This is a genomic window from Pseudomonas spartinae, from assembly GCF_965197125.1.
GTDB classification, from domain to species: Bacteria; Pseudomonadota; Gammaproteobacteria; order Pseudomonadales; family Pseudomonadaceae; genus Aquipseudomonas; species Aquipseudomonas composti_A.
Genome location: NZ_CBDAMB010000005.1, coordinates 171766 through 187583 on the forward strand (window position 1 = coordinate 171766; position 15818 = coordinate 187583).

Annotated in this window: 10 protein-coding genes, 1 tRNA gene and 1 pseudogene; 6 read left to right on the plus strand and 6 right to left on the minus strand. The window is 63.6% G+C overall.

Translation table 11 applies throughout. The annotated features are described in order from the left end of the window. Nucleotide 1 precedes the first annotated feature (1 nt). The 3 genes from ACN8M7_RS13595 to metR all read right to left on the minus strand — a co-directional run bounded on the left by ACN8M7_RS13595 (nt 2) and on the right by metR (nt 2897). Nucleotides 2-1087 carry an efflux RND transporter periplasmic adaptor subunit gene (locus ACN8M7_RS13595; protein WP_490261098.1) on the minus strand — a complete coding sequence of 362 codons (1086 nt, stop codon included), beginning with the start codon at nt 1085-1087 and terminating at the stop codon, nt 2-4. Between the two features lie 9 nt (nt 1088-1096). Next, the gene (locus tag ACN8M7_RS13600) at nt 1097-1753 is read right to left on the minus strand and encodes a TetR/AcrR family transcriptional regulator (protein WP_061241553.1); all 657 of its coding nucleotides are present in this window, start codon (nt 1751-1753) and stop codon (nt 1097-1099) included. A 226-nt stretch (nt 1754-1979) separates the two neighbouring features. Beyond that, nucleotides 1980-2897, minus strand: a complete 918-nt coding sequence (gene metR / locus ACN8M7_RS13605; RefSeq protein WP_061241551.1) for a transcriptional regulator MetR — start codon at nt 2895-2897, stop codon at nt 1980-1982. A 168-nt stretch (nt 2898-3065) separates the two neighbouring features. Between metR and metE the strand changes: the two genes are divergently transcribed. Continuing rightward, nucleotides 3066-5354: a 5-methyltetrahydropteroyltriglutamate--homocysteine S-methyltransferase gene (metE, locus tag ACN8M7_RS13610; RefSeq protein ID WP_490261099.1), complete on the plus strand. Its 2289-nt coding sequence runs from the start codon at nt 3066-3068 to the stop codon at nt 5352-5354. Between the two features lie 195 nt (nt 5355-5549). Further along, entirely contained in the window at nt 5550-6539 is a 990-nt protein-coding gene (locus ACN8M7_RS13615; protein ID WP_061241662.1) for an alpha/beta fold hydrolase, read from the plus strand. 99 nt (nt 6540-6638) lie between these two features. Here ACN8M7_RS13615 and ACN8M7_RS13620 read toward each other — a convergent pair. Further along, nucleotides 6639-6809: pseudogene (locus ACN8M7_RS13620) on the minus strand (DUF6316 family protein); the annotation flags it as partial. Nucleotides 6810-7088: 279 nt separating this feature from the next. On the opposite strand from ACN8M7_RS13620, the gene ACN8M7_RS13625 reads away from it, so the two are divergent. Next, the gene (locus tag ACN8M7_RS13625) at nt 7089-8051 is read left to right on the plus strand and encodes a DMT family transporter (protein WP_490261100.1); all 963 of its coding nucleotides are present in this window, start codon (nt 7089-7091) and stop codon (nt 8049-8051) included. Here the strand turns inward: ACN8M7_RS13625 and ACN8M7_RS13630 are convergent. Then, nucleotides 8048-8515, minus strand: a complete 468-nt coding sequence (locus ACN8M7_RS13630; RefSeq protein WP_013714912.1) for an Lrp/AsnC family transcriptional regulator — start codon at nt 8513-8515, stop codon at nt 8048-8050. The two genes, ACN8M7_RS13625 and ACN8M7_RS13630, sit on opposite strands and share 4 nt — an antisense overlap. 198 nt (nt 8516-8713) lie before the next feature. Between ACN8M7_RS13630 and ACN8M7_RS13635 the strand changes: the two genes are divergently transcribed. From ACN8M7_RS13635 to ACN8M7_RS13645, 3 genes are all read left to right on the plus strand, one after another. Beyond that, nucleotides 8714-12181: an indolepyruvate ferredoxin oxidoreductase family protein gene (locus ACN8M7_RS13635; RefSeq protein ID WP_490261101.1), complete on the plus strand. Its 3468-nt coding sequence runs from the start codon at nt 8714-8716 to the stop codon at nt 12179-12181. 69 nt (nt 12182-12250) lie between these two features. Then, complete coding sequence (locus ACN8M7_RS13640; protein WP_490261102.1) at nt 12251-13363, plus strand: Leu/Phe/Val dehydrogenase; 1113 nt, start codon at nt 12251-12253, stop codon at nt 13361-13363. A gap of 76 nt (nt 13364-13439) precedes the next feature. Continuing rightward, nucleotides 13440-13514, plus strand: a tRNA-Arg gene (locus ACN8M7_RS13645). Nucleotides 13515-13636: 122 nt separating this feature from the next. Here ACN8M7_RS13645 and ACN8M7_RS13650 read toward each other — a convergent pair. After that, nucleotides 13637-15778 (minus strand): TonB-dependent siderophore receptor, encoded by a 2142-nt coding sequence (locus ACN8M7_RS13650; RefSeq protein WP_490261103.1) that lies wholly within the window; start codon nt 15776-15778, stop codon nt 13637-13639. Between the last annotated feature and the right edge of the window lie 40 nt (nt 15779-15818).

A 15818-nucleotide genomic window follows, 5' to 3' on the forward strand; every position in this document is an offset into this window, starting at 1 on the left:
CTCAGCTGCCCTCGGCGAGTTGCGTGCGCACCTGCTGACCCGGCTGGACGAAGCCCTGGCCAAGGGTGATCAAGGCCACCCTCGCTGGCAGGCCGCTGACCCAGGCGCCCTGGTTATCGACGCTGATCAGCTCGACCGGGGTGAACTCCACGCGCTGCGCATCATTGACCCACTTGACGCCGTGGCGGCCGTTTTCGTCCAGGCTGAGCAGCGCGGGGGACAGGCGGTGGGCCATGGTTTCGCCGGTCTGGATATGCAGCGTGGCGCTGGCGCCGGCCAGGCGCAGGCCGTCCGGGTTGTCCACCTTGACCTCGATACGGAAGCTGCGCGAGCCAGGGTCGGCGGCGGCGGCGATGAAGTACAGCTCGCCCTGCAGCGTGCGGCCGTCGAGCAGTTCCACTGTGACAGGTTGGCCCAATTCGAGCTGGATGACCTGCTGCTGGGCAATCTGTGCGCTGACCTTGAGTCGGTCGATATCCACCAGGGTCAACAGGCTTTGCCCGGGCTGGACGAAATCGCCGAGTTCGACCATGCGCTGGTCATAGATGCCGGCAAACGGCGCTCTGATCTTGGTGTTGCGTTGCTGCAGACGGGCGCTGTCGAGTTCGGCGCGGGCCTTGGCCAGCTCGCTCTCCAGGCGCATCAGTTCATTGGCCGAGACCAGGCTGCGTTCACGCAGGCGTTTGGCTGCGCTGACATCGCTCTGACGCTGGCGTACATCGGCCTCGCTGCGTGCGACCTGGGCCGGGCGGTCATCTGGCGAGAGGCTGAGCAGCAGTTGCTCGGCAGCGACCCGATTGCCCTTGTCCTGATCCAGGTTCTGCACACTGCCGCTGACCTGGGCGCGCAGCTCTACCCGCCGCCAGGCCTCGACCTGACCTTGCACGACATGCTGGCGCTGCATGGGCTGTGCCTCCAGCCATTGCACCTCGACCCTGGCCAGTTCGGGCGCTACGACAGGCTTGTCGGGCTCGGCTTGTACGTCGTCGCGTGCCATGAAGCGGTCTCCGCTGAGCAGCCAAAGCAGCAACACAACGACGATGACGACGGCGATGATCCAGGGGCGTTTGCTCAATTGCGCGAACATGGCGATGGCTCACTCGTTGATGGCGGGCGCTGCCAGCAGCGCGGCGGCCTGGCCCTGCAGGCCGGCGATGATGAAGTCGGTGACGCGCTCGAAATAGGCGTCGAAGGCAATGGGGTCGGCCCAATGCTCGAAGCCGCCCGAGGCAATGCGCGTCATCACCCCGTTGATGCAGGCCTCCACGCCCCACAGCAGGTGCTGGCAATGCTCGGCAGAGAGCTGCAGACCGGCGAAACTGTTCTGCAGCAATTCACCGAACAGGGCCACGTACTCGGCTTCGAGTTCGAGGAATTGCTCGCGGTAGGGCGGTTCCAGTCGTTCCTGAAAGGCCGGTCGATCGCAGTGCAGGCATAGCTGGGCCTGCAGTGGGTCGGCCAGCAACTGCTCGAAGGCGCGACGGATCATTCGGCGCATGGCCTCCGGCGCCGGTGCGGAGTGAGAAAGTGCCCGCAGCTCGGTCAGATGCATGCGCGAACGATCGAGCACCAGGCGCGCATAGAGCGCTTCCTTGCTGGGGAAGTGCTTGTACACGGTGCCCTTGCCGATGCCGGTATGGCGTGCCACTTCGGCGATGGTGACGCGGTCCCAGGACTGGCTCTGGAACAGCTGGCGGGCGGCTTCGAGGAGGGCGCTTTCGCGTTGCTGGAAGAGTTGATCCTGGTAGCGCATGGACATTTCCGCAAATTGACGTGACCGGCGGTCATGCTATGACCGTCAGTCACGGCGCAGCAAGGCGAGAGTTGTAACAAGGCAATTACCGGCCAGGCGCGTTGCTCGCAGGCTGCAGCTGTTACGGATGGCAGGGCGTCACATGGCTGCCCACGATGAGGGCGAAGCACGCGGGCAGCCGACGAAATTCGTTTGGCTGCCAGCTGCCTTGTGTGTGAAAGGACGCTCAGCGCGCGACGCTGACGCCCTCGAGGCTGGCGAACGAGGTGTCCTTGGCGGTGAGCAGGAAGTCACGCATGAACGGCGCGTCGAGCATATCGGTGCGGATCGCCGCGTAGAGGGTGGCGAACAAGCCTTTTTCGCCCAGACGCTTGGCGCTGACGTAGCCACGCGAGCTGTACTCGTGCAGCGCCCAGTTGGGCAGGCCGCATACGCCACGCCCGCTGGCCACCAGTTGCATCATCATCACCGTCAGCTCGGAGGTGCGTACCTGTGCCGGCTCGACGTCGTTGGGTTCGAGAAAGCGGGTGAAGATGTCCAGGCGGTCGCGTTCCACCGGGTAGGTGATCAGGGTTTCCGTGGCCAGATCCTGCGGCTGGATGCAGGCCTTGTGTGCCAGGCGGTGCTGGTTGGCCACGGCGAGCATGGCTTCGTAGGTGAACAGCGGTACGTAGGTGATGCCGGCGAGCTCGATGGGGTCGCTGGTCACCACCAGGTCCAGGTCGCCACGGGCCAGCGCCGGCAAAGGGGCGAAGGAGAATCCCGAGGCCAGATCCAGCTCCACCTCCGGCCAGGCGTCGCGGAACTGGTCGATGGTCGGCATCAGCCACTGGAAGCAGCTATGGCACTCGATGGCCATGTGCAGGCGGCCGGCAGTGCCACCAGCGAGGCGCGCCAGGTCACGCTCGGCGCCGCGCAGCAGGGGCAGGGTGGCGTCGGCCAGTTGCAGCAGACGCAGGCCGGCGCTGGTGAAGCGTACCGGCTTGGTCTTGCGCACGAACAGCTGCAGGCCGAGGCGTTCTTCCAGTTCCTTGAATTGATGCGACAGCGCCGACTGGGTCAGGTGCAGGCGCTCGGCGGCTTCCACCAGGCTGTCGGTTTCGCGCAGGGCGTGCAGGGTTTTCAGGTGGCGGAGTTCGAGCATGACGGGTCTCTACTAGGGCTTCATTCATCCAATGCCGTAACTGGATGAAAATGGTTCATACAGCCTACATGAGTAAAACTTTAGATCAAGACGAAAATCTTGAGTTTGTCTCACTCTGACGTGATGCCGAGAATGGCGCCATCTCGATTGATTCTGGAGTTTCACCACATGGCCCTGTCTCACTCTCTCGGTTTCCCGCGCATTGGTCGCGACCGCGAACTGAAAAAAGCCCTCGAAGCGCACTGGAAAGGCGAGCTGGACGAAGCCGGTCTGCGCTCCGTCGGCCAGCGCTTGCGTGCCGAGCACTGGCAGCTGCAGAAGGATGCCGGCATCGATCTGCTGCCCGTGGGGGACTTCGCCTGGTACGACCAGGTACTCGGTCACTCCATGGCTTTCGGGGTGATTCCCGAGCGCTTTCGTTCGGCTGCGGGCAAGCCGACGCTGGATACCCTGTTCGCCATGGCGCGTGGCGTCAGTAGCAGTTGTTGTGGCGGCGCTCATGCGCAAGAGATGACCAAGTGGTTCGATACCAACTACCACTACCTGGTGCCGGAGTTCAGTGCCGATCAACGGTTCGCCCTGAGCTGGGAGCAACTGTTCGAGGAGGTGGCTGAGGCTCAGGCGCTCGGTCACCGGGTCAAGCCGGTGCTGATCGGTCCGCTGACCTATCTGTGGCTGGGCAAGGCCAAGGGCGACGACTTCGACAAGCTGGAGCTGCTCGAGCGTCTGCTGCCGGTCTATGGCGAGATCTTCCAGCGTCTGGCTGCACAGGGCGTGGAGTGGGTGCAGATCGACGAGCCGATCCTGGTGCTGGATCTGCCGCAGGCGTGGAAGAACGCCTTCGAGCGTGCCTACAACCTGATCCAGCGCGAGCCATGCAAGAAGTTGATCGCCACCTATTTTGCTGGCCTGGAAGACAACCTGGGCCTGGCCGCCAACCTGCCGGTGGACGGCTTGCACATCGATCTGGTGCGTGCGCCCGAGCAGTACCCGACCATTCTCGATCGTCTGCCGGCCTATAAGGTGCTGTCCTTGGGCGTGGTCAATGGGCGCAATGTCTGGCGCTGCGATCTGGATAAAGCCCTCGAGGTGCTGCGTCATGCTCATGAGCGTCTGGGCGAGCGGCTGTGGGTGGCGCCGTCCTGCTCGCTGCTGCACAGCCCGGTGGACCTGGCCCGTGAAGACCAGCTCGACGCCGAGCTGAAAGGCTGGTTGGCCTTCGCCGTGCAGAAGTGCCAGGAGGCGGCATTGCTCGGCAAGGCCCTGGAGGCGCCGCAGGATGCCGCGGTGCAAGCGGCGCTGGAGGCGAGCCGCGCAGTCCAGGCGGCTCGCGCCACTTCAACGCGTATTCACAAGCCCGAGGTGCAGGCCCGCCTGGCGGCGATTCGTCCGCGCCATGCCCAGCGCCAGTCGCCGTTCGCCGCGCGTATCGAACAGCAGCGCGAGTGCCTGCAGCTGCCCTTGCTGCCGACCACGACCATCGGCTCCTTCCCGCAGACTTCGGCCATCCGCCTGGCGCGGCAGTCGTTCAAGCAGGGCAAGCTCAGCAACGCCGAGTACACCGAGGCCATGCACAGCGAAATCCGCCATGCGGTACAGGTGCAGGAGCGCCTGGGTCTGGACGTGCTGGTGCATGGCGAGGCCGAGCGCAACGACATGGTCGAGTACTTCGCCGAGCAACTCGACGGCTACGCCTTTACCCGCTTCGGCTGGGTGCAGAGCTACGGTTCGCGCTGCGTCAAACCGGCGGTGATCGTCGGTGACCTGAGTCGGCCCAAGGCCATGACCGTGGAGTGGATCACCTACGCTCAGGGCCTGACCGACAAGGTGATCAAGGGCATGCTCACAGGCCCGGTGACCATGCTGATGTGGTCGTTCCCGCGCGAGGACGTGGCCCGTGAAGTGCAGGCCAGGCAACTGGCGCTGGCGATTCGTGACGAGGTGGTGGATCTGGAAGTGGCCGGCATCAAGATCATCCAGATCGACGAGGCTGCGTTCCGCGAGGGCTTGCCGCTGCGTCAGGCGGCTTGGCAGCACTATCTGGGCTGGGCTACCGAAGCCTTCCGCCTGACCGCCAGCGGCGTGCGTGACGAGACGCAGATCCATACCCACATGTGCTACAGCGAGTTTAATGATGTGATCGAGTCCATCGCGGCGATGGATGCTGACGTCATCACCATCGAGACCTCGCGTTCGGACATGGAGTTGCTGGAGGCTTTCGAGCGCTTCGCATATCCCAACGAGATCGGCCCGGGCGTTTATGACATTCACTCGCCGCGTGTGCCTGACAGTGCCGAGATGGCCGGGTTGCTGCGCAAGGCGGCACGGCGCATTCCGCTGGAGCGCCTGTGGGTCAACCCCGATTGCGGCCTGAAGACCCGCGCTTGGCCGGAAACCGAAGCCGCGCTGGTGAACATGGTCGCCGCTGCCAGGCAGTTGCGCGTCGAGCTGGCCTGATTGCCGCCAGTCGCGCTGCCCCTCCCTCGGGCACCTGAGGGGAGGGCAGCGCGACGCTCTGGGCTGGGCTTTTGGTCACCATTCGGGCAACCGTTCGTCCTCCTTCATCAAACTGTCACGCTTGTGTGGCAGCGCCGCCGAATGACTTTCATCAGACTCGCGTTTCAGTGGGGTTCTGCGTTTCTGGTGTTTTTCATGCGTGTACTGATCTTTCTCGCCGCATTGCTATGCGGCCTGCCGACTCTTGCGGCCAATCGTTGTGATCTGAATGAGCCCACCCGCTATGCCGACGTTGGCGATGTGCGCCTGGCCTATCAAAGTGTTGGCAGTGAGCGCGATCCGACTCTGCTGCTGGTGATGGGGCTGGGCGGGCAGTTGATCCACTGGCCTGACGAGGTGGTCGAGCGTTTGTGTCAGCAGGGTTTTCGCGTCGTACGCTTCGACAACCGCGATGTGGGTCTGAGCAGTTGGCGAAAGCCTGCGCCAAGCATCAACCTGCCTTACGAAGTGCTGCGCTATCGCCTGGGGTTGTCCCTCGGCGTGCCTTACCACCTGCGGGACATGGCCGGCGATGCTCTGGGGCTGATGGATCAGCTCGGTGTCGAGCGCTTTCATGTGCTGGGCGCGAGCATGGGCGGCATGATCGCCCAGCACCTGGCCGACCTGGCGCCGCAGAGGGTGCTGAGCCTGACGCTGGTGATGACCAGCTCGGGTGCCCAGGGTTTGCCGGCCCCCAGCGATGCGCTGGTGGCGCTGCTGGCAAGACGCGAGGCGGGCAGTCGCGAGGCGGCGTTGCAGCAACAGGCGGACCTGCTGGCGGCGCTCGGTAGCCCGGCGGTGCATGATGATCGTGCCCTGCTTCTGCACCAGGCCGAGGTCGCCTATGACCGTGCCTTCAACCCCGAAGGGGTGCAGCGCCAGTTACTGGCGATTCTTGCCGAGTCCAGCCGGGTCGAACTGCTCAATCGCCTGAAGGTGCCGACACTGGTGGTACACGGTACCGCCGACCCGCTGTTGCCGGTGATGCATGGCGTGCACGTGGCGGCGCACATCAAGGGAGCCGAGCTCAAGTTGATTCCGGGCCTGGCGCACCGCTTTCAGGATGCCTTCAAGGAGCCGCTGCTGGCGGCGGTCTTGCCACACCTGGCGGCGCATCGAGGCGACCTGGGGTTGGCGCACCTGTAGCGTGAGCGCTCAAGGCTCCTGGTTGTGCTTGATCGCTTCGCGCCGCTGCAGGTTATCAATGTGCTCGCTGCTGTGGCGCATCAGCTTGTCGGCCATGACCATGCGTTCGATGTAACGCACGATGCTCTGTTCGGCGTCGTGGCGCGAGCGGTAGGGGCCTTCCAGCGTGCCTTCGCGTGTGGCGAAGAAATACTGGCCATTGACGGCGCTGACGCGTGAGCTGCGGTAATGCGTACCCGGTTGAGGGTCGAGGCTGCGTTGGCCGAACATGGTGAGGGCTCCATCTGCAGGGGCTGGATAAGCTGAGTCTACTGTGGGCGATGCGGCCTGCCTGGCCAGGCGACAGGTGGTCGACTTTGGCGTCCTTTTGGCTGCTTTTCTGTGGTTTTTTGGGGTTTTTGACGCCGGCTGGTTGGCGTTGCTGGTGTGCCCAGCAGTACAGTTCTGCGCTGCAACCGGGCTGAACTGTTGCTGTGTCGGTGTGGTGGCCTCTCCTAGAATGCTCTGCTGCGGTCGACACGCTCTGTTGGCTGCCTGCCAGAGGTTGTCATGCACATTTCATCCGGCCGTTGGATGTACGGCCTGCTGTTGGCCCTGATCACGTCAGTGTTGTGGGGCATCCTGCCGATCAAATTGAAAGAAGTACTGCAGGTGATGGACCCGGTGACGGTCACCTGGTACCGCCTGGCCGTGGCCGGTTCCCTGCTGCTGGCCTACCTCGCTGCGAGCCGCCGGCTGCCACGTTTTCGTCCTCTGGGGCGCAAGGGCGGTTGGCTGCTGGCGCTGGCCATCGCTGGGCTGACGTCCAACTATGTGCTGTATCTGGTCGGGCTCAATCTGCTCAGCCCCGGTACCACGCAACTGGTGATCCAGGTGGCGCCCATCCTGCTGCTGATCAGCAGCCTGTTCGTCTTTCGCGAGCGCTTCAGCCTGGGCCAGGCGATTGGCCTGATGGTGATGCTGCTGGGCTTCGGTCTGTTCTTCAATCAGCGTCTGGGCGAACTGCTGACCTCGCTGACCACCTATACCACCGGCGTGCTCACCGTCCTGGCTGCTGCCTTCGTCTGGACCTTCTACGGCCTGGCGCAGAAGCAGCTGCTGACCTCGTGGAGCTCGGTGCAGGTGATGATGGTCATCTACCTGGCCTGCGCACTGTTGCTGACGCCCTGGGCGCAGCCGCTGCAGGTGCTCGAGCTGAGCCCGCTGCAGGGCTGGCTGCTGCTGGCCTGCTGCCTCAATACTCTGGTGGCCTACGGCGCCTTCGCCGAGGCGCTGGCGCACTGGGAGGCCTCGAGAGTCAGCGCGACCCTGGCACTGACGCCATTGGTGACGTTCGTCTCCGTGGCCCTGGCATCGACCTGGTGGCCTGACCATGTGCTGCCCGAACAGGTCAACTGGATCGCCTATGCAGGCGCCGTGGTGGTCGTGCTCGGCTCGGCCCTCACTGCACTCGGCCCGTCGCTGCTGGCCGCTTGGAGGGCGCGCAGGGCCAGGCGCCAGGCCCTGTCTTAATCCAGCGGCAGCTCGGTGGTGCGTTTGACCTCGCTCATGGCGATATGCGAGTGCGCTTCATGCACATGCGGGCGCTGCAACAGGTGGTCACGCAGGAAACGCTCGTAATCGGCGATGTCCTTGGCCACCACCTTGAGCAGGTAGTCCGAGCCGCCGGCCATGCTGTAGCACTCCAGCACTTGCGGATAGCCCACCACGGCCTGCTCGAATTCGTCCAGATTGCCGCGGCCGTGGGCCGATAGCTTGATGTCGACGAACACCGTGATGCCGAAGCCCAGGCGCTTGTGATTGAGCAGGGCGACCTTGCGCTCGATCAGTCCTTCTTCCTGCATGCGGTTGATCCGTCGCCAACAGGGCGACTGCGACAACTCGACCTTTTCTGCTACCTCGGCAGCCGAGAGGTCGGCATTGTGTTGCAGCAGGCGGAGAATCCGGCGGTCGATGGGGCTGAGCTTGTCCTGCATGATTGTTTCCGATTTTTTTTAATTGTTGGAAGGATCATGCGAAGTATCGCCCTCGCTGCTGAAAAAAAGAAAGAAAAAAGCGGAACCCTCCGGTCATGATTTAGGCAAATCCGTCGCAGTGATCCTGCGGCAGGATCCAACGGAGCGTGTTTACCGTCGCGCTCCCTGTGCTCGCCATAAGAATAAAAGGAGCGCTCCATGTCACTGGCCGAAATCCGCCTGGATGACAAATACCGCCTCGCTACTGGTCACCTCTACCTGACCGGCACCCAGGCGCTGACCCGCCTGCCCATGCTGCAGAAGCAGCGTGACGCCGCCTTCGGACTCAATACCGCCTGCTTCATCTCCGGCTATCGCGGCTCGCCTCTGGGCGGTCTGGACAAGAGCCTGTGGGATGCGCGCGATTACCTGAAGGAAAACCACATCCACTTCCAGCCTGGCATCAACGAAGAGTTGGGCGCGACGGCAGTGTGGGGCAGCCAGCAGGCCAACCTGTTCCCCGGCGCGCGCTACGACGGCGTGTTCGCCATGTGGTACGGCAAGGGGCCGGGCGTCGACCGCAGCGGCGACGTGTTCAAGCACGGCAACTCGGCCGGGGTCTCCAAGCACGGCGGTGTGCTCTTGCTGGCCGGTGACGACCATGGCTGCAAGTCCTCGACCATCGCCCACCAGAGCGAGCACGCCTTCATTGCCGCGTCGATTCCGGTGCTCAACCCGGCCAACGTTCAGGAAGTGCTGGACTACGGCATCATCGGTTGGGAGCTGTCGCGCTACAGCGGCTGCTGGGTGGCGCTGAAGACCATCGCCGAGAACGTCGATTCCTCGGCCGTGGTGGACGTCGATCCGCTGCGCATCCAGATCAAGATTCCCGAGGATTTCCAACTGCCGGAAGACGGCGTGCATATCCGCTGGCCGGATCCGCCCCTGGCCCAGGAAAAGCGCCTCAACGTCTACAAGATCTACGCCGCGCGTGCCTTCGCCCTGGCCAACAACCTCAACCAGGTCAAACTCGATTCGCCCAACCCGCGCCTCGGCATCATCACCACCGGCAAGTCCTACCTCGATGTGCGTCAGGCCCTGGATGACCTCGGCCTGGACGAGGCGCTGTGCGCCAAGGTTGGCCTGCGAGTGCTCAAGGTCGGCATGAGCTGGCCGCTGGAACCGGTGTCCGTGCACCAGTTCGCCGAAGGCCTGGATGAGATCCTGGTGGTGGAGGAAAAACGCAGCATCATCGAAGACCAGCTTACGGGGCAGCTATACAACTGGCCGGTGGGCAAACGCCCGCGGGTGGTCGGCGAGTTCGATGAACAAGGCAATTCGCTGCTGCCCAACCTCGGTGAACTGACCCCGGCGATGATCGCCCGGGTGATCGCCAAGCGCCTGGCGCCGATCTACAGCAGCCCGACCATTGAGGAGCGCCTGGCCTTTCTCGATGCCAAGGAAAAGGCCCTGGCCGCGCCCAAGCACAAGACTGTGCGCACCCCGCATTTCTGCTCCGGCTGCCCGCACAACAGTTCGACCAAGGTGCCGGAAGGCAGCCGTGCCCTGGGTGGCATCGGTTGCCACTACATGACCCAGTGGATGGACCGCAGCACTGATACCTTTACCCAGATGGGCGGCGAGGGTGCCACCTGGATCGGCCAGGCGCCGTTCACCGACACCCCGCATGTGTTCCAGAACCTCGGTGATGGCACCTATTTCCACTCCGGTCACCTGGCCCTGCGCGCCGCCGTGGCCGCCGGGGTCAACATCACCTACAAGATCCTCTACAACGACGCGGTGGCCATGACCGGCGGCCAGCCCATCGACGGTGAGCTGCGCATCGACCAGCTCAGCCAGCAGGTGCATGCCGAAGGCGTGAAACGCATCGCCCTGGTCAGCGACGAGCCGGACAAGTACCCGACCCGCGCCACCTTCGCCCCGGGCGTGACCTTCCATCACCGCCGCGAGCTGGACGCCGTGCAGCGCGAGTTGCGCGAGGTCAAGGGCTGCTCGGTGATCCTCTACGACCAGACCTGCGCCACCGAGAAGCGCCGTCGGCGCAAGCGCGGCAAGCTGGTCGATCCGGCCAAGCGCGCCTTCATCAACCCGGCGGTGTGCGAAGGCTGCGGTGATTGCAGCGTCAAATCCAACTGCCTCTCGGTACTGCCGCTGGAGACCGAGTTGGGGCGCAAACGCGAGATCGACCAGAGCGCCTGCAACAAAGACTTCAGTTGCCTGGAGGGCTTCTGCCCGAGCTTCGTCACCGTGCATGGCGGCAGCCTGCGCAAGCCCGAGGCCGTTGGCCTGGGCGCGCTGTTCATCGCCTTGCCGGAGCCGAAGCAGCCGGCCCTGAGTCGGCCCTGGAACATCCTGTTGCCCGGCGTCGGTGGCAGTGGCGTGACCACCGTCGGTGCACTGCTGGGCATGGCCGCGCATATCGAAGGCAAGGGCTGCACGGTGCTTGACCAGGCCGGCCTGGCGCAGAAGTTCGGCCCGGTGATCACCCACATCCGTATCGCTGCGCGGCAGAGCGATATCTACGCGGTGCGCATCGCCGCCGGAGAAACCGATCTGCTGCTGGGTTGCGACCTGGTGGTGTCGTCCAGTGAGGAGGCGCTGGCCAAGCTCAACGACAAGATCGCCCATGCGGTGATCAACAGTCACGAGTCGGCGACCGCCGAATTCACCCGCAATCCCGATGCCCAGGTGCCCGGCGCTGCCATGCGCGAAGCGATCAGCGAGGCGGTGGGTGAGGGCAAGACCCGCTTCGTCGATGCCACTCGCCTGGCGACCCGGTTGCTCGGTGACAGCATCGCCACCAACCTGTTCATGCTCGGCTATGCCTATCAGCTGGGTCTGGTGCCGGTGTCGGCAGAGGCGCTCAACAAGGCCATCGAGCTCAATGGCGTGGCGGTGCAGCTCAACCAGCAGGCCTTCCTCTGGGGCCGTCGCGCCGCGCATGACCTGACCGCGGTGGAGAAAGTCGCTGCGCCCAAGGTCGTCGAAGTGCCGCATTGCAGCACGCTCGATGAGATCGTCGCCGACCGTGTGCAGCGCCTGACCGCCTACCAGAACGCGGCCTATGCCGAACGCTACCGGGCGCTGGTCGAGCGTGTGCGCAAGGCCGACAGCGATGCCCAGCAGCGCCTGAGCAAGGCTGTGGCGCGCTACTACTTCAAGTTGCTGGCCTACAAGGACGAGTACGAAGTGGCGCGGCTGTACAGTGACGAGACCTTCCGCAAACAGCTCGAAGCGCAGTTCGAAGGCGATTACCAGTTGCAGTTCCACCTGGCGCCGAGCTGGTTGAGCAAGCCGGATACGGTCACCGGCGAGCCGCGCAAGCGCAGCTTCGGTCCCTGGATGCTCAAGGCATTCGGCGTGCTGGCGCGTTTCAAGTTCCTGCGTGGCAGCGTGCTCGATCCGTTCGGTCACAGTGCCGAGCGCCGCCTGGAGCGCGAGCTGATCGAGGAGTACGAAGCCAACGTGGCCTACCTGCTCGCCGAGCTCAACGCCGGTAACTACCGCACGGCAGTGGCGCTGGCCGAGATTCCGGAGCAGATCCGCGGCTACGGCCACGTCAAGGACGCGGCGCTGGCCAAGGCGCGCGAACAGGCAACGCAGCTCAAGGCGCGTCTGACCGTCAGCGAGATCGCCGCGGTGCAGTTGTTCGAACCGGCTGCCTGACCTTCCCATCCCCTTTGCCACCCTCTCCCATGCGGGGGAGGGGCGGCTTTTTACATCCGAGGTAACCCGATGTCCGTCTTCACTCACGTCGACTTCGATCAGCACGAACAGGTGGTTTACGGCCACGACCAGGCCAGCGGCCTGAAAGCCATCATCGCCATCCACGACAGCACGCTCGGCCCGGCACTGGGCGGCTGCCGCATGTGGAACTACGCCACTGACGAAGAGGCACTGCGCGATGTGCTGCGCCTGTCGCGCGGCATGACCTACAAATCGGCGCTGGCCCGTTTGCCGCTTGGCGGCGGCAAGGCGGTGATCATCGGCGACCCGCACACCGGCAAGAGCGAGGCGCTGTTCCAGGCCATGGGCGATTTCGTCGACAGCCTGGGCGGGCGCTATGTCACTGCGGCGGATTCGGGCACCGGCGTGGCCGAGATGCGCATCATGGCCGAGCGCACCCGCCATGTGGCCGGCGCCGGGCAGCGTGAAGCCTTCGGCGGTGGCAGCCGTGACGGCGATCCGTCGCCTTCGACCGCCTATGGCGTATTTATCGGCATCCAGGCGGCCGCAGCGCATCGCCTGGGGCGTCAGGATCTTGAAGGCGTGCGCGTGGCCATCCAGGGTGTCGGCCAAGTCGGTTTTGGCCTGGCCAAGCTGCTCAAGGAAGCCGGCGCGCAGCTATGGGTGACGGACATCTTCGAGGCCAACGTGCAGCGCGCGGTCAGCCAGCTAGGCGCCACTGCGGTCGGCCAGCACGACATCTACCGCCTCGACGTGGACGTGTTCGCGCCGTGCGCGCTGGGCGCCATCGTCAACCTGCAAACCCTCGAAGCACTGCGTGCACCGATCATCGCCGGCGCCGCCAACAATCAGCTGGCCGATGCCAGCCTGGCCGAGCTGCTGCGCCGCCGCGAGTGCCTGTACGCGCCGGATTATGCGATCAATGCAGGTGGCATCATCGACGTCTGCTACGAGCGCACCGGCGGCACTGCGGCTGAGCTCAAGGCGCATATCGAAGGTATCGGCCCGACCCTGACGGAAATCTTCCAGCGCGCTGAACGCGAAGGCGAGACCACCACTGCGATTGCCGACCGCATGGCGCTGGAGCGTCTGCGCGGCGGTGTGCAACCACTGCGCGCTGCAGCGGCCCTCAGGGTGGTTTCCCAAAGCTGGCAGCGCTAGGCAGCGAGAGGGGCACGACATGACAAATGCGTGCGTCGCCGCTAAGATGCGGCCCGGTCGTTGCCAATACGGCCGTGTCCCCTTAGTTCAACGGATAGAATAAGCCCCTCCTAAGGGCTAGATGCTGGTTCGATTCCAGCAGGGGACGCCATCGACTCCGCAACGAAAAAGCCGGCTATTGCAGCCGGCTTTTTCGTTTTTGGTGGTTTGCAAGGATGGCAGCAGGCTTCGGTAGAAGCCTGCCACTCCATCGGTTTGCTGGGTATGGACGCATCACCAGTTGAAGTTCACCGAGGTCAGCAGGGTGCGTTCGTCACCGTATTGGCAGGTGGAGAACGAGCACTGCGTGTAGCGCTTGTTGGCCAGGTTGCTGGCGTTGACGGTCACGTTCCAGTGGTCGTCGATCTGGTAGCGGGCCATGGCGTCGAACAGGGTATAGGCAGGCATGGCCGAATCCATTTCCGAGGCCTGGGTTGTACCCATGTAGCGAGCGCCGGCGCCTACGGTCAGTTGCGGAATACCCCAGTTGACGAAGTCGTAGCTGGCCCACAGGGCGGCCTGGTGGTAGGGCGTATCGTCGCTGCGTTGGCCAACGCTTTTATCAGGGTCGACGGTCTTGGTAATACGAGCATCGGTGTAAGCGTAGGAGGCGATCAGGCTAAGAGCCGTGGTGACGTCCGCTTTGGCTTCGAGTTCAAGGCCCCGGGAACGGACTTCATCTGTCTGCTGAGGATCGCCATTGTTGTCGGTGCTCAGGACGTTGGTTTGGGTTAACTCGTAAATGGCAGCACTGAGTAGCAGGTTGCTGTCCTTGGGCTGATAGCGCACGCCGACTTCATACTGCTTGCCTTCGGTGGGGTCGAAGGTCTGGCCGGTGACTGACGCAACGGAAACCGGGAAGAACGACTCGCTGTAGCTGATATAGGGTGCCAGGCCATTATCTGCGACGTAGACCAGTCCTGCGCGGTAAGTAGTGGCTTCGTCATCCTGACTGGCCTTGGTGTCATTGCGATGCGCCATTTGCTGCTGATCGGCCCAGTCATGGCGGCCGCCGAGCAGCAATATCCACTTGTCGTCGAACTTGATCTGATCCTGGAAATAGACACCCTTTTGTAGTGTGTCGAGCTGTGAGCCGCGATCCAGGCTGCGATCCTTGTTTACTACTACCGGTTGTCCATAGTTGTAACGGGTCAGATCCAGGCTTGGGGCGTTGCCACGGAAGTTATGCGAGTCGTAGGAGGTGTCGTAGCCGTCGAAACCAACCAGTACGGTGTGCTCGGTGCTACCGAGCTGCCATTTCGACTCAATATTGGTATCGCTGGCCCAGGTTCGCGCGCGCTCGCGTCGATCACTGTATTGGCGTGCCAGAATGCCAGTGGCTGAGGCTTGCGCAATTGCTGCTCTTCTGGCCGCTCCCGAGAATGGAAGCTGAACGTAGTTGAACTTCACATCCGACTCGTAATATCGCAGCTTATGATTGAGCGTGAAGTTTTCGTTGAAGTGGTGCTGAAATTCGTAGCCCAGCGTCGACATCTCGCCGTTCATGTCGTCGTAGTCCGGCTCGCCGATGAAATCGTGGCGACCGATCTTGAAAGCGCTATCACCTACACCTTTGACCAACTGATAGGGCAGGGACGCGGGGAAGCGCGTATCGGTCTTCTGGTAGAAGGACAGCAGGGTCAGCGAGGTGTCTTCGTTGGGGCGCCAGGTCAGCGCCGGGGCGATGTAGAACTTGTCGTCGTTGATATGATCCTGCTGGGTGTCGCTGTTGCGGCTGAGCAGGGTCAGGCGATAGCTCAGGGTGTCGCTGCCAGCCAGCGGGCCGCTGAAGTCTGCAGCGAGTTGCTTGCGGTCGTGGGAGCCTACTTGCAGGTTCAGCTCATGGAAGGGCGTTTCGGTCGGACGCTTGCTGACGCCATTGACCATGCCGCCGGGCGAGAGCTGACCATAGAGCACCGAAGCGGCGCCGCGAACGACCTCGACGCGCTCCAGGCCATAAGGCTCCTGAATCCCGTCGTAGGAATTGTTCTGCAGACGCAGGCCATCGCGCAGCGAACCGCCGGTGCCGGACTCGACCTCGAAACCGCGGATACGGAAGCGATCCGCAGTGCGGTTGAAAGCGGTCGAACTGGCGGTGAACCCTGGTGTGTAGCTCAGCGCCTGGGCCAACGTTTCCGACTGGCGGTCGCGGATCTCGTCGCTGGTCACCACCGACAGCGACTGCGGCGTTTCGGTGATCGGCGTATCGGTCTTGGTCGCGCTCATGTTGCGCTTGGCCACGTAACCCGGCACGTAGCCCGTGGGTTTTTCCTGGGCCTGGCCGGTCACTGTCGTGGCGCCGAGTTCCACTGGCTGAGTGGCATTCGTGGTGTCTCGCTCGGCTGCAGATAACCCCGCTGAACTCAGGCTAGCCATAGCCAGGGCGATAGCTGTAAGACGAAATCCTGGGCGTCGA